The organism is Flavobacterium aquidurense (assembly GCF_001404985.1).
GTDB classification, from domain to species: Bacteria; Bacteroidota; Bacteroidia; order Flavobacteriales; family Flavobacteriaceae; genus Flavobacterium; species Flavobacterium aquidurense_B.
In genome coordinates, this window is the sequence record NZ_JRLF01000006.1 from 359,899 (window position 1) to 379,921 (window position 20,023).

Here is a 20,023-nt window from a genome sequence, read left to right on the forward strand (position 1 = left end):
ACAAAATCTCAAATGAAGCCTATTAGAAATGTATACATGTGTTTGGTGCATGAAAACCAGGATTGTATTATTGATCTGGTTCGTAACCTAAAGTATTTAGATCCGGATTCAAGCATAATGCTCTATAACGGGGGAACCAATACGGCACTATTTGATAATTTCCCTTTTAGCCAATATAATGCAATCATTTATCCGGAACCAAAAGTTTTAAAATGGGGATGGCTTCATGATTTCGCCATTGATTGTATGGAATATGCCATTATGCATCTGGATTTTGATTTGATAACGGTTGTCGATTCAGATCAATTGTTGTGTAGTAAAAATTATTCGGCTTATGTGGCAGATACTTTTCATAATAACTCAAAACTGGGCATGTTGGGGCAAGTAGCAACACGTATCGATGCTGATACAAAAATAGATCCCGCTATTACGGCGTATACCGAAAAAGATTTGTGGAAATCGTTTTTAGAAAAACTACCTAATGGCAAAGAAGCTTTTTTGCATTGGACATTTTGGCCTTCAACTGCTTTTTCTTATGCTGCAGCTGTCGATTTGGTTCGACTATTCAGAACCGATTTAGAACTGCAATCTATTTTAAAAAAAACCAAGATATGGGCAAGTGAAGAAATTCTGCTGCCCACTTTAACCATTGCATTGGGTTATACTATAGTCGAAAACCCTTGTGTTTATGATTTTGTAAAATACCGTGCATTTTATACCAATAATGATATTCAGCAAGCCATTCAAAAAGAAAATACATTTTGGATTCATCCCGTCGAGCGGAAAATTAATAATACCAATCGAATCTATGTTCGTAATGCCTTTAAAAATTATATTAAGGATTCCTTTTCTAGTTCTTCAATTAATTTAGAATCTTTATTTGATAAAATTAAAAAACAAGTAAATTCTATTGAAGGATGGCTGTATGAAGATGAAATAGCGCTATTAACAACTATTTGTTATACAAAAGCCCAAACAAAAAAAAATCCTGTATTAGTAGAAATAGGAAGTTATTGTGGAAAAGCGACTGCGGTAATGGCGCTTGCAGCAAAAGAAATCAACAGTAAAACGAAAGTATTTGCCATAGATGATTTTACTGGCAGATTGGGTGCAGAAGATACACGAATCGATTTGTATGGAACCAGTTTTGAAAAATTTCAACACACATTAAACCAAACAGAAACAATTGATAAGGTTACCATTATAAAAAGTATGCCTTCTGTGGTTGATTTTAAAGAAGAAATTGATATGCTTTTGATAGATGGTTTACACGATTATGCCAATGTTGCACGCGATTTTTATAATTATGAAAAGCATTTAAAACCGGACAGTATTTTGTTATTTCATGATTATGACACAGGGTTTCCGGGGGTAACTCATTTTGTAACCGAATTACTTTACAGTGGGAATTATCAAATTTTAAGCAAAAGTGATAGTCTGGTCGCATTAAAGAAAACAGAAATACAATCTGAAAAAACATTAAAATCAAATATTAAAATTGCGAACAAAAAAGCAATTATAGATAAAAAAGAACCTATGGTTTCGTGTATCATGCCAACCTATAATCGATCTGAGTTTATAACAAACGCAATTAATCAGTTTTTAGATCAGAATTATCCAAACAAAGAGTTGATTATTATAGACGACAGCGAGAGGTCGATTGCTGATTTAGTACCGGAGTCCAGCCTAATTACCTATATTTATTTAAATGAAAAACTAAACTTGGGAAGCAAACGCAACATGGCTTGCCAAATAGCAAAAGGAGAAATTATTATTCATCTGGATGACGACGATTATTATGCTCCGGATTGGCTGCAGAAACAAATATCTTTTCTGACAGAAAAAAAACTAGACATTACCGGACTCGATGCTCCTGTTTTTCATAAAAAAGAGGAAGATAGTTTTTGGCAATATGTATATCCCAAAAAAGATAAACCCTGGGTATATGGGGCGACTTTATGTTATACCAAACAATTCTGGCAAGCTAATCCTTTTCCTGCAACCAATTGTGGAGAAGACAATGTTTTTGTATGGAATGAGAATGCAAAAAACATACTTGCAAATGATGCCGTTACCTCTTATTTAGGGCAAATTCATACTAAGAATACAAGTCCAAAACAAACAAAATACGAACGTTGGAAAAAATTAGAAAATAATGAATTGGTCAGCACTATTTTAAATTCAATCAAGGATTTATAAATGCCATAAATAATCTGTAAAATGCAGATAACAAAAAAAGGCCCGAATAATTATTCGGGCCTTTTTTATTATTTTTTAAAATTCAATTAGAATTTATAAGCTACACTTCCCATTACGGTGCGTGGAGCCTGAACATTGATTGTTGTATAACCATTGAAATACAATTCATCTGTAAGGTTATTAACTTTTAATGACACTCTGTATTTAGGCTGATCATAATACAATGCAGCATTTACTACAGAATATGAAGGAAGCGCAAAAGTTTCGCCTGGTCCGCTATTGTAGATGTAGTTGGCATCTCCATAATTACCTCCAAACCCCGCACCTAATCCTTTTAGTTTAGTGTTCTGAAGGTTATAACTAAACCAATAATTAATTAGATTTTCCGGTCCTGCAGTTACAGGTCTTAAATCGTTTAATTTAGAGTTGTTGTTTGAGTAACCAACAAGAAGATTTAATCCCGGAATAGGATTAGCAGTAATCTCTAATTCAAAACCTTTACTAAATTGTGTACCGTTTTGTATACTTGCATTTGGTAAATTAGGATCTGCTGTTACAATATCTTTAACTTTAATATCGTAGTAACTAATTGTTGCGCTTACTTTATTTTGGAAAGCATTAATTTTTACACCACCTTCAAACTGATTCGCTTTTTCCGGATCAAATTGTTTCATTTCAAGAACACCGCCTGCATTAGCATTTAAGAATCCTTTGTTGGTAAAACTATTCTGGTAATTACCAAATACAGAAATTTGATCTTTAACGATCTGATACACTACACCAAATTTTGGTGAGAATGCATTTTGAGAAAAAGTATCCGCATTTGTATTTGTTGCTGCATCAAATGATCCTTGATTTTCAAAATGATCAAAACGTACTGCCGCTGAAACGATTAATTTTTCTGTAATGTTGATTGCATCGGCAACATATACACTATATGTTGCTATAGAACTGTTAGTAGTATATGGTGGATTACCATTTCCGGCAAGTGCATCTTTTACATTCGTTGGGTTAAAATCATAATAATTTGTTGCTGTTCCAGTATAATTTATTTCATCGTATGGAGCATAACCCGGTAAACTTTGGTACCCTAATTTATTGGTACCAAAATAAACATCACCACCTACTAAAAAGCGGTTTCTCATTGATCCTATATTAAAATCACCATTAAAGTTTTGTTGGAATTCTATAGCATTGTCTTTTCCATTTGCATCCCAAGCATTTCTTGATAATTTTTGGTTTGGCAAAAGATAAAACCATGTTTGTAAACCAGCTGCTTTGTTAGAACTGCTGCTAAATACAGACTGTGAAGTCCATTTATCAGAGATTTGATAATTAGCCTGTGCAAAAACGTTTAATGTTTTAGTATTAGTCAGGAATTCATCTCCTAAGAATGATCTTTTGAAGTTGATATCTAAATCTTTAGCATTGTTAACTCCCAACTGAGCTATTGAAACCCCAAAAGGAAGATAAATTAAAGACATACCTGAGTTATCCTGATTTCCTATTTCGGCATCAATAGAAATTGTCAGTTTATCATTTACTTTATAAGAGAAAGACGGCGCTACAAAAAAGCTTTTTGAAGAACCAAAATCCTGAAAAGTATTAGCATTTCCAAAAGCGGCATTCAATCTAAAAAGTGCTGTATTATCGTCGTTAACTGCAGTATTGATATCGGCTGTCAAACGGTTAAAACCATAACTTCCATTTTGATATGAAATTTCTCCTCCAAAATTTTCATAAGGTTTTTTAGTAACACGATTGATTAATCCACCGTATGAAGAAACAACATTTCCAAAAAGTGTAGCAGATGGTCCTTTTATAACCTCAATTCTTTCAAGATTCACAGCATCTGTATTACTGTTTACTTTTCCGGCAAGACCATTTCTTACTAAACTCTGCGTAGTAAATCCACGTAGTGAATACCATGAAGCTCCGTCACCTGCACGATTAGTAGCTCCCCATAACTGGTATAAACCCGGAACGTTTTTCAAAGCTTCATCCTGATTTGTTACTAACTGATCTTTAATCAGTTCTTTAGTTACTACATTATATACCTGTGAGTTTTCAAGGTTTTTAACAGACATTCTGGACACATATTGGCTTTCTGATTTTGTATACTTATTGACATTACCTTTCACGAATACTTCTGTAAGAGCTTCAGATGTAGTCACTAATAAAAAATTTTCTACAAGTTCATTTCCTGATGTAACAGTAACATCCTTTTCCTTCGATGAAAATCCTACTACAGAAGCCTTAAGTATATAATTACCGGGTTTTATGTTTTTGATTTCAAAGTTCCCCTGAGCATCTGTAGTCGTTCCAATCTTTGTTCCTTTAAGAGTTACAGAGATGTTGTCAGCAGCTTCATCATTAGACAAAGACACTGTACCTCTTATAGTACCAGTTTGTGCAAACGAATTTGCAGCGGTAAGCAGCATGAAGCAGCAGCTCAATAATGGGATTAATATTTTTACCTTCATAGTTATTTAGAATTGTTTTTAATAGCGCAAATTTATATTTTGTGCTAAAGCAAACCAAATAATTTATATTTATTCCAAATAATAAAACTGTTACGGCTTTTCGATACGTATTTCTCATTTTTTTTATGATAAAAAAACAAAATTCACTTTTTTAGATATATTTACTCTTATAATAACTATTCAAACAGAAGCTTAAATAAATGTTTTAAGCATTTTTAGATTATATTCGTATACAACATCTTGTGATTTAACAAAAAGTCTATTATCTCAGATCTGGCTAAAGGTTTGAATACTTGAAATTTTTAAACGTTACACTTCCCTCTCCTATCGAGCAAAGCGCTATTCTAAGACCTAAAAATCCGCTTAAAGCATTATGATTATAAGAAGAAACTTCGGCAGAATTTTCAATTTTAAGCCATTCAATCCCATCAAGACTATAAAACATATCTACATTATTGTTTGTGTTTTTCAATCGGAGGTATACATGTCGTTTGTGTACTTTTTTCTCCGTTTCAAATTGCCATCCTCTAAGGTTTGCCAGGATATTTTCTTTATCTGCCAAAATTCCTGAATAATAACTTTTGTTATAAAAAAGTACCAATCCACCAATTGCGTCACCTTCAATTTCCATTTCAACATCGGCCGTATAAGAATGAGAAGACGGTACACAAACCATAGGAGAACTGTCTCCTACTCCTTTGCCTTTACTTTTTATGATGATGCTATTATCGATGATTTTAAAACGGGAATGATCAACTCCTCCAAAAAATTTCCATTGTGGCTGAAGTTCTGTACCTGAAAAGGGATCACTTTGTGAAAAACGTGCTACCGGTGTACCTTTTGGTTTCGTAATAGGTTTATCTGTCTGTATTTTTTCCGGAACTTTATACCAGCCGTCTTTAGTCCATTCTACAGGCTGCAATAATGTCTGACGCCCTAAATTGTAATACCCTTTTTCGTACGCATGAAACATCATCCACCATTTGCCATTATAGTCTTCAAAAACTGTACTGTGCCCTTTTGACCACCATCTTTCATCACTATTCTGAGTTCTCATTACAGGATTATAAGGCGAATTTTCCCAAGGACCAAACGGTGTTCTGGAACGTGCTGAAATAACCATATGACTTGTAGATGGTCCGGCAGTTCCGCCTTCGGCAACAGTCAGATAATAATATTCACCTCTTTTAAAAAGTTTTGGCCCCTCCATGCAAAAACATTCAATCGACCATTCTCTAGGAATAGCCCATCCATCATAAGCATGCTTAACTTCTCCAACAGTTTTAAGTCCGTCTCTTGATAAACCAATATAATCACCATTACTAAAGTATAGGTAACGGTCGCCATTATCATCTGTAATATGTCCGGGGTCAATATTACCAATTTTCAGATCTACAGGATCACTCCACGGACCGCTTATATTATCAGCACTTACCACAAAATTGGTTTTATTAGCAGGGAAATAGATATAATATTTGTCCTTGTATTTTACAAGATCGGGAGCCCATACATCGCCTACATATTTCTGAAGTGCACTTGTAACAGGTCTCCAGTTAATTAAATCCTGTGAATGCCATATAGTAAGCCCCGGATAATAATCAAAAGAAGAATGAACTACATAATAGTCTTTACCTTCCCGCAGCAAACTCGGGTCAGGATAATCTCCTCCAAAAATTGGATTTTGATAGGTTGATTTACTGCTTAAAGCTTCAGGTTGGTTTTGTCCGGTCATAGTAGAGACCAACAGCATAATTATAAATAGTTGTATTGTCTTTAGTGGCATTATTAAAAAAATAAATTAGTATTTAAATTAAAAATATAAACATACAATTAAAAAATAATACTTATGGTTTTTATGACTATAAGTTGTGTGATTTTGTTAAATTCTATTTTTTACCGAACTTTTATCTCTTTAAATTAGTACTAGAAATGGTATGCTAATTCTCTATTAATCAGTATAAACAAAAAAATCCCATTTCATAAGAAATGGGATTTTTTATATTTTTTTCAATTTATTCTGTCTAATATCACTAACTGGCCCTAGCCCGAAAAAATTGTATTTGCTTATAGCAATTTGAAAATAGTATTTGGTAAAAATACTATTTGTTATCAAATTCCCTGCGGTTGTAAAAAGAGTCATCATCGCTATAATACACAGAATCAGGATCATTTTCAGGATAATAAGACTTCATTACTTTTCTTTCATATTCCCTGTTAAAATTTTGCTGCGCATTATATCTGCTGGTGTTTCTAAAGGTATCGTATCCTATATTGTTAGCCATAACAATTTTTGTGTCTTTATTTATACTAACAGATCCAATTGGTATGATAACATGACTGTCTCCGTCTTTATAAACAAACTCTCTTCCATTGTCGCTCGCTATAGCATCGTGAACCTCATTACGGCTATCTTCAATTAATGCTTTATCTGCTTTTACATCCAGATATACAACACGTTTCATATCTTTATTAACCCAAAGATTATCAATTGTGCCTATAGTGCGGTTGTCAGCATCGACTATTTTCCATCCCCGAACGTCAGAATAGTTTGAAGCAATTTTATAATCAGAAAGCTCGTCTAATTTGTATAAATTTCTATCTTTATTTTCCATAATTTTTATTTTAGCATTATAAGTATTTCCATTAATCGGCTGCAGGAACTTTTGAATTTATGGTATTTATACATTCATAAAAGTGTTTTATTCCGGCATTTGCTGATTAATTTGTCGTATTGTCTGTACTTGTAGTATTTTCAATTTCTACATTGTTTTGAGTTTGTGTCTCGTTATCTCTCAAAAAGATATAATATATAATTGCTGAGATCAACAGGACCGCTACAATCCATGGCCATACCGGCTTCTTTTTCTCAATTTTAATTTCTGCCATAACTTATGTTTTTTTGATTTATATAATAGTTTTTTAAATACTTTAATTAGTATACTTTAAAGATACAAATGCGATAAGTTTAGAAAGTATTTAATTTCAGCAGGATGTTACACAATTCCCAGTAGGTCATTTTATTGATCCCAAAATATGAAATCACAATGTTTACCCAATTTACATCTTAATGATTTTCAGAATATTATCTTTAGTAAAATATAAAATTATGTCAGATAAAAACAAGAAGTCGTTTGGAGTTTGGATGGATTCGCACAACGCGATTATCGTAGGGAAAGAAAATGTTGATAATGGAGAATTTGTCGTATTGGGACATGTTAAAAATGCTGGGGCAGATAATAACTCCAATGAAAAAAATTCAAATAATCAGGAAATTAGCTTAACACACAAATTTTTCAAAGAGATTGCAGCTAAAATGCCTAATATAGATCAAATTCATATTACAGGAACGGGACAAAGTCAGGAACAATTTATTAAATTTCTAGCCGAAACCCCACAGTATAAAAATGCAATATCAAGTGAAAGCACTTCTAATAAAATGAGTGATGAAAATTTCCTTGAATACATTGCAGAACATTTTAATTAGTCTTTTTCAAAAAAAATAAAATAAGGCCTTAGATAATTAGTATCTAAGGCCTTACTTTTTTTACTCTTATAAGTACTGGTTCAAATCTTAGCAAATACAAGAATTTGAATGTCAAATTTCTATTTTATTATTAGTAAAAAGCTTATGTTTGTTTCTAAAATAATATATCCGCAAGTAACCAGAACTTTAATACCACAAAATAATATGTTCGTTTTTATTTATCAAATTGTAACAAAACCCTTAACTTCAAAAATAATTCCTAATGAAATTTGTCCTGTCTGCAGCAAAAACGACAGCATAGAATTAACCTTATATATGAGGTATATTGCAATGGGAATACCACTCTTTGGAATGGGAAGACGAACTGGTGTTGTTTGTACCAGTTGTGGTAATGTCCTTAAAAATCCCGATAGTTCTATTTTTGCAAGAAAAAAATACTCAGATAATGTAGCTGCAGCTATAAAGGATATTCGAGCCAGTCATAAAAGAACTTTATGGCAATTAGTGTATCCGTGGTCGATTTGGTTTGTTATTCCTGTTCTTATTTTAATTATGTTAGGTATTAGTTCAATTAACAAAAGAAATACGAGCGAAAAAGCTAAGGAATATGCTGAACTGTTAATGCATCCACAAATAGGAGATATTTATAAATCAACCTGGTATGAAAACAATTTATCTACCGGAGTATTGGTTAAGTTAATGCGTATTGATGGCGATACACTGTTTATAGTAAAAACCAAGAAAAATATCCCGATGAGTTTTGCCCAGGAAGAGTGGAATAAACTCACAGCAGATCCCGAAGCATTTGAGACTAAAGAATATAAAATAAAGAAATTTTCATTATTAAAAGAAACTAATTTTGGCAACTTTTTTATGTACAATACTGATACAAATAAAAAAGACTATCCCGTATTTTTAGGTTCTGTACTCAATAGCAAATCCGAAATGGATCTGGGTTTTGAAACTATAGAACGTAAAAAATAAAATTACTGTTTATTTAATGTTTTGAGCCGGTAATCAACGTTATTACCAGCTTCTATAAAAATTTGTTCAATCAAGCTGTAACAACATCCTTTGTTACAGCTAATGAAATAGGTTTAATATCAGAATCTTTTAGATTTTGCCTATTTTCTTCTCCACTACATTATAACTGTTTTATACTCCGTAAACAGCGGTTACTTTTCAATTCCTACATTACAATCATTAAAAAAAAGAAGGCTTTATTTTATTATAATTAAAAGTTCTCTCTGAATAAAAGTAACTTAAACTTGTTCTGAAATCACGACGAAATGAATTATATTCTGAAATAATTCCTGTCCATTCTACTGATTCTCAAGTACTCTAATTACAAATCCGAAAAAAAAGTAAGGGTTGACCAATATTTAGAAAATATTTTTACCCATAATTAACCGAAAACAGCCCCAAATCATCCACACTGGATATTTACGTACCTAAAATCGTACTTTTTTACTCCCCATCCTAATTGTTATTAATCAACTTTGCAGTAATGGATTACAAAAACGTTGTTTTTTATTTTCGTATTGATTCATTCTGATTTTTAAAATCAGGAAAAGTCATTCGTCTCGATCTAATAATGTTTTCACGATCTATTATTTACTAACCATTAATTATTTAATAACCACAAAAACTTTTAAAAATGAAAAAATTTCTAAAATTAACAAGTTTACTATTTATTACTGCAGTAGTGTTTAATTCCTGCGAAAAGGAACAAGATTTAAATGTGTCACAAAGCGTTACCAAAGACGAACAAACAATCGTTAACAATGATGTGACAAAAAGTACTAATAAAGATGCCGTCCAGGCAAATGCTGCTTTAGCCGGTGGCGGTGCCGGAGCCAGAACGCTCACATTGCAAACCAACACATTATCTTGTCCTGGAGGTTTGTGTACATCGTATGGTGTTTGGTCAGAGGGCGTTTACACGGTTTGGTTTCAGATGAAATTTAATTCTGGATTTTATTGGAGCAGAGGCGGTAAATGCGGATATGGAATACTAATTGGTGATCAGAACACCGGTGGCGATCCAGGATGGGATGGCAATGGCGGTAGTGCGAGATTTATGTGGTATTGTCCAAATGGATCAAACACTGCAAAAGGAAGCGGAGCTTATCTTCAGCCTTATGTTTATTATAAAGATCAGCCGGGGCAATTTGGTAATGATTTTGGAAAAAAATATTATATACAAGAAGGGGTTACTTATAACTGCCAGATATCTGTTAAGTTAAATACAGGATCAAATACGAACGGATATGTCAAATATTATGTAAATGGTACCGAAATCCTGAATCAAACAATTCGTTGGGTAACTAATGATGCTAAACGAAATGTAAATGCAGTAAGTCTTCACACCTTCCGTGGCGGTAGTCAAAGTTACTGGACAGCTCCTGTAACAAGTTCTATATATTATGCCAGTGCATCTTGGGATGCTCAATAATATTACGCTCTAAAGGATAATAAATAAAAAGCCCATTTCTTAGAAAATGGGCTTTTTTATGTTTTTTTTCAAGTATCAAATTGTCAATTGCTTTATTGATTTACTTTGTTTTTTTCCTGCCATTCAAAAGTTCCTGTGCGCTTGGCAATAAACCAATTATTATCGATACGAATGTAATCGTCTTTATAAATTGCACCAATTTTGGTCATCATTTTTTTTCCATTCTCGTTGCCTATCAATGTTATTAGACAATAACAAGTTCCTTTGGCAGTATCTCCATCTAAAGTCAAAAACTGCTGACCGTTAAAATGATAAACAGTCTCTATTTCGCTAAGAAATTTTGCAAATGCTGACGCCATCGTTTTTCTTCCTTCCAATTTTAAAATTGTTTTACCCTCAATAATAGTTTCTGATATCGCATTTTCAGAAAATAATTGTACCTGATTGCTAAAATCTTTTTTATCTCCAAGAATAGAAATCTTATCAACAAGTTCTTTAAGTAAAATCCTATCTTCTAATTCTTTATGATTCATAATGTATATTTTTTTTTTTTAAAATGACAGGCAAGTAATAGTCATTTTTGAAAATAATGATTGGTATTATTTTAAAATAAAGGCTATCTAAAAATAGCGATAGCCTTTATAAAAACAGTTGTCTTATATAAAAAATAATATCATGAAACAGTTAGAACAATCTTTCCCTGAATGTGGCCTTTGGCAGCTCGTTGATGTGCTAACCTTGCATTAGCAAGCGGAAAAGAACTATCGATAACAACACGAATTATTCCCTGATCAAGTAAGCTTGCAAGTTTTTTAAGTTGTGTACCATTAGAGCGGACCTGAGTTGCTGAAACTGTTACGCCTAATTTTTCAGCTTCTTCGGCACCGGAGAATCCAAGAGGAAAAATTGGAAATAATGCTCCTCCAGGTTTTAATGTGCGTAAAAAACGACCACTTTCAGCGCCTCCAACTGAATCGATCACAAGATCTATATCGTGTACAATATCTTCTGCCGAAAATTTAGTATAATCTATAAATTCATCAGCCCCCAGTTCTCGCAACAATACTTCTTGTTTTCCTGATGCGACTGCGATAACTTTTGCCCCTTTCCATTTTGCAAGCTGAACAGCAAAATGTCCAACTCCGCCTCCGGCTCCATTTATTAGCACAGTCTTACCTTCCAGAGAAACTGGTTCGTGTTTGTTAGGCTGCAATGGATTTTGTTCGTCATGCCCCACTTCTATCATGAACTGCCAGGCCGTAAGCAGCGACATTGGTGCAGCAGCTGCATGTAAATGATCTATGTTTTTTGGTTTTAATGCAATTTCTGAAACAGGCACGTTTACATATTCAGCATAAGCCTGACTGGGACCGTAACTAGGGAAACGAACCATCGAATAGACTTCATCGCCTATAGAGAATTCCTTCACATCATTAGCAACTGCGTCAATGATACCAGAAATATCTGTACCTAAAATTATAGGAAAAGGAACCTTTGGCTGCCATTCAGGAGGTAACATTTTATATCCGTCACGCAAATACCAATCCGGTGGATTAACTCCTATTGCATGAACTCTTACTCTTACCTCTCCACTATTTAATTCTGGAATAGGAGCATCTTCGTAAATCAATACCTCAGGACCTCCAAACTCATGTTGGCGAATCGATTTCATTACTTTAGCGTGGTCCTTATTATCTATTTTATTTTTTAATTGTTCCATTTTTATTTGTGTTATTAATAAGATACAAAAGTAAATTAACAGTATATTTGTCGCAAGTATGTACTAAATAGTATCTTATATACCAAAAAGTATGTATTATTGACAATCAATTAGTTACACTTAATAAAAAATGAAAAATAAAATAATAAATTCTGAAACTGTACAAATGTGTGGCGTAGATTATGCATTTAAACGAATTGGTGGAAAATATAAAGGACGTATTTTATGGCATTTACATTCAAAAACAGTATTGCGTTATGGCGAGTTGAGCAGAACTTTACCGGATATTACTACTAAGATGCTGACTCAAACTTTGCGTGAATTAGAAGAAGACAAATTGATAACCAGAGAAGTATATCATGTAGTACCTCCAAAAGTTGAATATTCGCTGAGCAGCACAGGTATGGAACTAATACCGTTTATCAAACATTTGCATAATTGGGGTAATGAACAACTCGAAAAAGAAAATGCAACATGTGAAAATTAAGCAATCTATAAACCTTTTTTAAAGAATTCATTTTTTTAAATAAGATCAAGAAGACCACTTTACAAATAAGTTACACTTTGTCAATTCCCGAAAGTTTGGAATTTAAAGTCATCAATTCTAATTTTTTCCTTTTATGATACTGGCCTAAAACAACCCAAAGACCTATTAAAAAGAAAAAAACACCCAAAGCTCCCAAAATTAGTGGATCAATCAAAAAGACATACATTCCATTAATCTCTGCGTTATCCGGATTATTCGGATCATAAAAAACCTTAACCTTGCTTCCTTCCATATAATTGGGAGAATAATATGCTACAGAAGAAGTAAATTTTATTTGCTGACCGGATTTTGCAACAAATGAAACAAATGGGTAATAAACCATTGTATTCTTGCTCGAAACAGGTATAAATTTAATAATTGTGCCACTGGTAAACTCTGCCTTTGAAAAGAAATTTTGTTTATTACTAAAAAGATAAATTGCTAAGGCTAAAAAAAATAAGCCAGGCAGAAAGTAAACATACATACCAGCAGAAATATATCGTTTCATAATTTATTTAATAACTATATTTTATGGTATCTATTGTAATTGACCAATTTTGAATTTGAGCTCAAATTTAACCGTTTATAATTGATAAAAACAATAAAAATATTCCTAAAAGAAGATTTTCTTCTAATCAACTTAGAGTCCATTTTTTATTTAAAAATGTTAAAATAGGTTTCAAATTATAATTTGCATTGAAGATAACGGAATTGGATTTGATGAAGAATTTGCTCCCAAAATTTTTGATCCATTCTATCGATTACATAACACAGGTCAATATGCGGGCAGCGGTCTTGGACTTACATTAGTAAAAAAAATAATAGACAATCATTACGGCTTCATAAAAGCGTCCAGTAAAATTAATTCAGGAACAAAAATGTTTATTTATATTCCTATGTAGAGATTTATAAATGATCATTTCTTATAAAAGTAACGATTGCAAAACCATTGATTATAATAGCATATAATACAAAAATTATAAGCTATAAATCTTTTACGTTAGCTATTATCAGCTCATTATCAAAGGTATAAACCCTTGGTATACCTGTTGCAATATTTACTTTTACAATATCAAGCGGACTTATTTTTTCCAGATACATCATCAGCGATCTCAGGCTATTGCCATGAGCAACAAGTAATACATTTTGTCCCATTTTTAATTTTGGCTCGATTTGTTCTTTATAATAAGGAACCACGCGATTGTAAGTGTCTAAAAGGCTTTCGCCACCTGGAGGACATATATCATAACTTCTTCTCCAGATTTCTACCTGTTCAAATCCATATTTTTTTGCCGTTTCATCTTTATTAAGTCCCTGTAAACTGCCATACATTCGCTCATTAAATGCTTTATTTTTTACTATAGGAATTTTTATCTTCATATCATTTAAGATAATCTCTAAAGTTTCCTGAGCCCTGATAAGCATTGAAGTATACGCAATATCAAAAACATGCCCTTTTAGTTTTTCTCCTGCGAGTTTTGCCTGTTCTTTTCCAAGTTCCGTGAGCGGAATATCGACGATTCCTGTAAATCTGTTTTCTAAATTATAAAGAGATTGTCCATGTCGGACAAAAATTAATTGCGCCATTTTTGTTATTTAAAGCCATATCAAAGCTAACATAAAGATAAAACAAATACTTCTTTAGTTTTCAGAATTCCGCACCATTCAATATTAAATTTCATCTTAAGAAACTAATGCAAAACAAATGAGCCCGATATATATCGGGCTCATTATTACTTTAAAATTAATCTAACCTTTTGGGTTTAGAATTTACAGTATCTTTTTAGGTAATATAATTTTTACTCTAAATCAAACCTATCCAGATTCATTATTTTATTCCAAACGGCAATAAAGTCATTTACAAATTTTTCGTGCGCATCAGCACTTGCATATACTTCTGCAATGGCTCTTAGTTCAGAATTAGAACCAAAAACAAGATCTGCTCGTGTCCCAATCCATTTAGGCTGACCAGTAGTACGATCGTTTCCTGTATATAATTCCTTATCATTTGACACGGCTTGCCATTGGGTATTCATATCCAGCAGATTTATAAAAAAATCATTTGTCAACTGACCCGGGCGATGTGTAAACACACCATTTTTTGTTTTATCCGTATTAATATCCAATACACGAAGTCCGCCTAAAAGCACTGTTAACTCTGGTGCTGTAAGGGTCAATAAATTAGCTTTATCAATAAGAAGTTCTTCTGTAGAAACGGTTGATTTTGTTTTTCTGTAATTTCTAAAACCGTCTGCTTTAGGTTCTAAATAACCAAATGACTCCACATCTGTCTGCTCTGCTGATGCATCCATACGGCCTGGAGAAAATGGTACTTTAGTCGAAATTCCTGTTTGCTTAACTGCATTTTCTACACCAACAGATCCTGCCAGTACAATTAAATCAGCTAATGAAACTTTCTTGTTCGCTGACTGTGCTGCATTAAATTGGGATTGAATGCTTTCCAGTTTATCTAAAACCTGCTTAAGATCTGAAGGATTATTTACCTCCCAGTCTTTTTGAGGTGCCAGTCTTATACGCGCACCATTGGCTCCGCCACGCTTATCTGATCCTCTAAAAGTAGCGGCAGATGCCCATGCGGTTCCTACCAATTGTGATATGCTTAATCCTGAATTTTGTATTTTTTCTTTTAATTGGTTAATATCGTTCTCGTCTATCAATTCATGATTTACTGCTGGAATTGGATCTTGCCATAATAATTCTTCCTGAGGAACATCAGAACCCAAATAGCGGTCACGTGGTCCCATATCACGATGTGTCAGTTTAAACCATGCACGGGCAAAAGCGTCTGCAAACTCATCCGGATTTTCTAAAAAACGACGTGATATTTTCTCATAAGCAGGATCTAATCTTAATGATAAATCTGTTGTAAGCATTGTTGGCAGATGTTTTTTTGTACTGTCAAAAGCATCCGGAATAATTGCTTCGGCATTTTTAGCAACCCATTGATGAGCGCCCCCGGGACTTTTAGAAAGTTCCCATTCAAAACCAAATAAGTTTTCGAAGAAGTTATTGCTCCATTGCGTTGGCGTTTTTGTCCAGGTAACTTCAAGTCCGCTGGTAATAGCATCAGAACCTTTACCGGAACCAAAACTATTTTTCCAGCCAAAACCCTGCAGTTCTAATCCAGCTGCTTCCGGCTCTTTGTCTACGTGATCAGAAGTAGCTGCACCGTGAGTTTTTCCAAATGTATGACCACCAGCAATTAAGGCTACAGTTTCTTCGTCGTTCATTGCCATACGGCCAAACGTATCTCTAATGTCTTTTGCTGCTGCAATAGGATCCGGATTTCCGTCAGGACCTTCAGGATTTACATAAATAAGTCCCATTTGTACCGCCGCAAGAGGTTTTTCCAGATTTCTGTTATGAATATTTCCATCGGCATCATCATCTGATGATACGACACCATGATCTTTTGGTACACCTTCAGAACCGTTGTCATAACGCTCATCTCCGCCAAGCCACGTAGTTTCTGAACCCCAGTAAACAGACTCATCCGGCTCCCAGACATCTGCTCTTCCTCCTGCAAAACCAAATGTTTTAAAGCCCATGGATTCCAGTGCTATATTTCCTGTCAGGATCATTAAGTCAGCCCAGGAAATTTTTTGTCCGTATTTTTGTTTTATTGGCCAGAGCAACCTTCTGGCTTTATCCAGGCTCACATTATCAGGCCAGCTGTTTAGAGGTGCAAAACGCTGCTGCCCTGCTCCTGCACCACCACGACCGTCATGTACACGATATGTTCCGGCGCTATGCCATGCCATACGTATAAAAAGACCTCCGTAATGACCAAAATCTGCAGGCCACCAATCTTGTGAATTAGTCATGAGCTCGTGTAAATCCTTTTTTACGGCTTCAAGATCAAGACTTTTAAAAGCTTCTGCATAGTTAAAATCCTTATTCATAGGATTTGATAAAGCTGAATTCTGTCTAAGGATATTTACCTTTAACTGCTTGGGCCACCAGTCACGGTTTTTTGTGCCCGTTGCGGCTTCATTATCCATGCTGCCATTATGAAAAGGGCATTTGCTGATGTCATTTGATTGATTCTCCATAATTCCAAAATTTTATTTTGATACTAATTTACAAAGTAAAACAAGAGAATGTTATTAGCTTTAATAATAAATAATTTTTATTTGATAGTTAAAATCTATACTTGTAAAAGAATTTTCTAATAATCAATCCTTTTATGAAAACATCAAAATTATCCAAAATCAGGTAAACCATATTTTAAGATGGGAAAATACTGAAAAAAAATTAACAGGATTTGTATTTTTTATAGCCTTTAAAAATTTGAATTATTCCTAATGCAATAAAAAATAAAGGAATAAAAACAGGAATTATAAGTATTGAGAATTGATTTGCTTTTTGAAATATAGCCTGCAATAGTACAATCAAACTAAACATTCCTAAAAAAACGCCTATTACAGTTCCTGCAATATAATAGTATTTTAAATCTCTTTCTACACTAATATATTCTTTGTTAAGTAAATAGAGATTCCAACTTGTCCAGAAAGGCAACTGCAAAAAATTGACCCCATTTAAGATGATACCTATTACAAACGGTGAATACAGTAAATATTCCTGTAAAAAATGATTCGATTTTTCTGTGTGGTTAAAATTTAAATAAAAAACAAAGGCCAAAATAAACATAAACAGTATTGAAAACAAATCAATTATCTTTAATAACTTTTTATTCTGTATGAGCTTTTTGGCAAAAAGTAAGGTAAAATAAATTACAAAAGTTTCTACAAAAACGACTCCAAATAAAAAGAATACCAAATTATGCCATCCTGATTTCGAATAAATTTCTAATCCTGCAAGGTTTAAATATCCTAATGGAATTGATCCCAGAAAGCTTACTAAAAAACCAATCGAAATATTTTTTATTCTTTTCATTTTCAAAAATTCATGATTTTGCTGTTTTGCACGAGATGCAATCTGTATTCCCTCATACCTACTTTATAATCTAGATAAGGAACTCCCATTTTATGGTTTTCAACGCTTATTTCATACATATAAGTAATGTGCCGCGCCAGTTCTTTCCAGGCAAACCAAAGAGAATGTTTAGGATCGTAAATATGTGTGGGTTCACTTGCGGCGCCATTAAGCTCGACGATTTGAAAGTTTTCGCCTCTTTCTAATTCTTCAAAAGTGTTGTACATAATATCAAAACGTCCAAAATAAAATTCCGGGATTTGAATCGCAATTTCATTAATCATATGGGTTAATTTTGGCGTAATCCAATCGCTTCCATCCAGAAATTTTGCTCCGCGGGCGTGATTCCCAAACGGAACTAAATTTAATGTTTCGTCTTTGGCTAAAATACACTGCAACTGATCTCCATATTCTTCTTTTAAAACCTCTAACTGTAATTGAAACCGTGGTGTCTGTTTGATTAAATCTTCTATAGTAGATTTTCCGTCTCCTGTTACAATTAAAAATTCCTTAGACACAATTCCGGTTATTTTTCCGTTTTTTTGAAGCGGATGCCGTACGTAAAAAATACCTACTTCATTTTTAAACGGAATCAAATCCTGTATTAAAAAATCAAAATTGGCTTTTTCAGCATACTCTTTCAAATCAGAAGCGGTTTTAATTTTTTTTACGCCTGAACCGCGCAAACCAATATCCGGTTTTGCGATTAACGGAAAATAGATTTGTTTCTCTACCACGCTATCCACAATGCTTTTTAAGTCCGTTTTCTCCTTAATTAAAATAGTTTTGGGATAATACTTTTTAGGAAGCAAATCATAAATCTGTTTTTTACTTTCCATAATAAATCCGCCATTTTTAATTTTTGGATTAGAAGCATTAAAGAAAAAAACAGATCTTGCTTTGATTGCATAATAGGCCCAAAGAAAATAAATAGGCGCGTACAAAACCTGAAAAGGCCAATACTCCCAATTGGTTATTTTATGGATAAATAATTTCATTTCTCTCAGTTTTTAAATACGAATAAATGTGGTTGAAAAATCTTTTGTATTCAATAAATCATAATATTTCATCATTCCTTTGTTTTTCTCAATTACAGTCTGGGTCACGCTTAAGGTTTTCATTGTGTTTTCCCGGTTTATGACCAAACCATTTTCAGAATCATCACTTTCTGTATTTCGATGAAAATCGAGCATTTGCAAAGCAGATATTTCATTTTTATCACTCAGGAAATCAAAAAACCAATCAGATCGTTTCTTTCTGATTTTGTCAGAATATAAAGTAACTGATGACCAAATATGATTTTTAGTACTGTCCAGAAAAATTTTCATTTTCACAAGACCATCCCAGATCAATTCATACAATTTTCCGTTTTGAAATAAAACCAATGTAAAGGGTTCAATATCTTCGAGATTGATCTCACTCCAAAAATCTTTTGGTGATTGGTTCCCGATAATATCCAATGCAATCAATCCGCGGCTTTTTCTATACGGAAATATCGGATTGTGTTTTGTCGTTCCTCCATTCAACAACACGAGAACGGTTCCGTTTTGATCAATGGCAAACCAGGTTCCTCCGGCTTTTGCATCTTTTGGATACATAATATTTTTACCATTGTGAGAATAATTTCGCGGCACAATAGCAGCGGGACGAATTACTTTTTCGTCCCGGTTTGAAGTAATAATTATAACTCCGCCATTATTTATAAAACTTACTGTACACATTGTCTTCTGTATTCAATTGTGGAACGTGCTACACCAAAATTTTCATTCATTAAGATATTTTCAAATTGCAAAACAGCAACTTTTATCAATGCCTGATGATGAATGCAATGTTCCAGATTATAGAGCAATTCTCTGTAATAATTACTCTGAATCCTGATGGCAAGATGGTCAATTATTTGTTCGAGGTAGATTGTTTTGTTTTCGCTTTTCAATCCTGTTTTAATTTGAATGATAGCTTGTTTGGCAAATGCTGTTTCTGTTTGAATCTGATTATTTCTCGCGCGATTATCGTAATTTAAAACTGCTGAATCGTAGCTTTTTTCAAGACATTGAAACATTTCAATAATGTGCCTTGTATGTTCACCGATGGTAGCATTGCTTAAAGCTTCGCAAGATTTTGAATAATCCTTGTCCGACAATTGGTCTAACAGATCAACCAATTCATCTAAACTGTGACGTATCGATTTTAGTAACATAAC

General features: G+C 33.4%; 19 protein-coding genes. 6 read left to right on the forward strand and 13 right to left on the reverse strand.

What is annotated here, in order from left to right:
• Positions 1-12 precede the first annotated feature (12 nt).
• Positions 13-2,199: a glycosyltransferase gene (locus tag RC62_RS03280; RefSeq protein ID WP_082421201.1), complete on the forward strand. Its 2,187-nt coding sequence runs from the start codon at positions 13-15 to the stop codon at positions 2,197-2,199.
• 86 nt (positions 2,200-2,285) lie between these two features.
• On the opposite strand, the gene RC62_RS03285 is transcribed toward RC62_RS03280, so the two are convergent.
• From RC62_RS03285 to RC62_RS22970, 4 genes are all read right to left on the reverse strand, one after another.
• Entirely contained in the window at positions 2,286-4,682 is a 2,397-nt protein-coding gene (locus tag RC62_RS03285) for a TonB-dependent receptor (RefSeq protein ID WP_055092581.1), read from the reverse strand.
• A 277-nt stretch (positions 4,683-4,959) separates the two neighbouring features.
• Positions 4,960-6,465 carry a family 43 glycosylhydrolase gene (locus RC62_RS03290; protein ID WP_245176771.1) on the reverse strand — a complete coding sequence of 502 codons (1,506 nt, stop codon included), beginning with the start codon at positions 6,463-6,465 and terminating at the stop codon, positions 4,960-4,962.
• 316 nt (positions 6,466-6,781) lie between these two features.
• Complete coding sequence (locus RC62_RS03295; RefSeq protein ID WP_055092585.1) at positions 6,782-7,294, reverse strand: PRC-barrel domain-containing protein; 513 nt, start codon at positions 7,292-7,294, stop codon at positions 6,782-6,784.
• A gap of 106 nt (positions 7,295-7,400) precedes the next feature.
• On the reverse strand, positions 7,401-7,568 hold the full coding sequence (locus tag RC62_RS22970; protein ID WP_167343843.1) for a hypothetical protein: 168 nt from the start codon (positions 7,566-7,568) through the stop codon (positions 7,401-7,403).
• Positions 7,569-7,788: 220 nt separating this feature from the next.
• Between RC62_RS22970 and RC62_RS03300 the strand changes: the two genes are divergently transcribed.
• The 3 genes from RC62_RS03300 (at position 7,789) to RC62_RS03310 (ending at position 10,621) form a co-directional block, all read left to right on the forward strand.
• Positions 7,789-8,166 carry a hypothetical protein gene (locus tag RC62_RS03300; RefSeq protein ID WP_055092587.1) on the forward strand — a complete coding sequence of 126 codons (378 nt, stop codon included), beginning with the start codon at positions 7,789-7,791 and terminating at the stop codon, positions 8,164-8,166.
• Positions 8,167-8,274: 108 nt separating this feature from the next.
• Positions 8,275-9,150: a hypothetical protein gene (locus RC62_RS03305; protein WP_055092590.1), complete on the forward strand. Its 876-nt coding sequence runs from the start codon at positions 8,275-8,277 to the stop codon at positions 9,148-9,150.
• Between the two features lie 673 nt (positions 9,151-9,823).
• Entirely contained in the window at positions 9,824-10,621 is a 798-nt protein-coding gene (locus tag RC62_RS03310) for a polysaccharide lyase (RefSeq protein WP_055092592.1), read from the forward strand.
• 92 nt (positions 10,622-10,713) lie between these two features.
• On the opposite strand, the gene RC62_RS03315 is transcribed toward RC62_RS03310, so the two are convergent.
• Both RC62_RS03315 and RC62_RS03320 read right to left on the reverse strand, forming a co-directional pair.
• Entirely contained in the window at positions 10,714-11,154 is a 441-nt protein-coding gene (locus RC62_RS03315; RefSeq protein WP_055092594.1) for a nuclear transport factor 2 family protein, read from the reverse strand.
• A 140-nt stretch (positions 11,155-11,294) separates the two neighbouring features.
• Complete coding sequence (locus RC62_RS03320) at positions 11,295-12,341, reverse strand: NADP-dependent oxidoreductase (protein ID WP_209435084.1); 1,047 nt, start codon at positions 12,339-12,341, stop codon at positions 11,295-11,297.
• Between the two features lie 130 nt (positions 12,342-12,471).
• Here RC62_RS03320 and RC62_RS03325 point away from each other — a divergent pair, with 130 nt between their 5' ends.
• Positions 12,472-12,828, forward strand: coding sequence for a winged helix-turn-helix transcriptional regulator (locus tag RC62_RS03325; RefSeq protein WP_055092596.1), 357 nt, complete (start codon positions 12,472-12,474; stop codon positions 12,826-12,828).
• Between the two features lie 70 nt (positions 12,829-12,898).
• On the opposite strand, the gene RC62_RS03330 is transcribed toward RC62_RS03325, so the two are convergent.
• Positions 12,899-13,375, reverse strand: a complete 477-nt coding sequence (locus tag RC62_RS03330; protein WP_055092598.1) for a DUF3592 domain-containing protein — start codon at positions 13,373-13,375, stop codon at positions 12,899-12,901.
• 181 nt (positions 13,376-13,556) lie between these two features.
• On the opposite strand from RC62_RS03330, the gene RC62_RS23235 reads away from it, so the two are divergent.
• Entirely contained in the window at positions 13,557-13,769 is a 213-nt protein-coding gene (locus RC62_RS23235; RefSeq protein WP_369819523.1) for an ATP-binding protein, read from the forward strand.
• Between the two features lie 82 nt (positions 13,770-13,851).
• Here the strand turns inward: RC62_RS23235 and RC62_RS03335 are convergent, their stop codons facing one another.
• The 6 genes from RC62_RS03335 to RC62_RS03360 form a co-directional block, all read right to left on the reverse strand.
• Positions 13,852-14,454, reverse strand: coding sequence for a 2,3-bisphosphoglycerate-dependent phosphoglycerate mutase (locus RC62_RS03335; protein WP_055092601.1), 603 nt, complete (start codon positions 14,452-14,454; stop codon positions 13,852-13,854).
• A 212-nt stretch (positions 14,455-14,666) separates the two neighbouring features.
• Entirely contained in the window at positions 14,667-16,940 is a 2,274-nt protein-coding gene (gene katG, locus RC62_RS03340) for a catalase/peroxidase HPI (protein ID WP_055092603.1), read from the reverse strand.
• A gap of 202 nt (positions 16,941-17,142) precedes the next feature.
• A complete protein-coding gene (locus tag RC62_RS03345; RefSeq protein WP_055092605.1) occupies positions 17,143-17,784 on the reverse strand; it encodes a hypothetical protein in 642 nt (213 codons plus the stop codon).
• Positions 17,785-17,786: 2 nt separating this feature from the next.
• The gene (locus RC62_RS03350) at positions 17,787-18,821 is read right to left on the reverse strand and encodes an ATP-grasp domain-containing protein (RefSeq protein ID WP_055092607.1); all 1,035 of its coding nucleotides are present in this window, start codon (positions 18,819-18,821) and stop codon (positions 17,787-17,789) included.
• A 12-nt stretch (positions 18,822-18,833) separates the two neighbouring features.
• Entirely contained in the window at positions 18,834-19,544 is a 711-nt protein-coding gene (locus RC62_RS03355) for an NRDE family protein (protein WP_055092609.1), read from the reverse strand.
• Positions 19,532-20,020: a hypothetical protein gene (locus RC62_RS03360; protein WP_055092610.1), complete on the reverse strand. Its 489-nt coding sequence runs from the start codon at positions 20,018-20,020 to the stop codon at positions 19,532-19,534. Before RC62_RS03360 ends, RC62_RS03355 begins: the two co-directional genes overlap by 13 nt.
• Between the last annotated feature and the right edge of the window lie 3 nt (positions 20,021-20,023).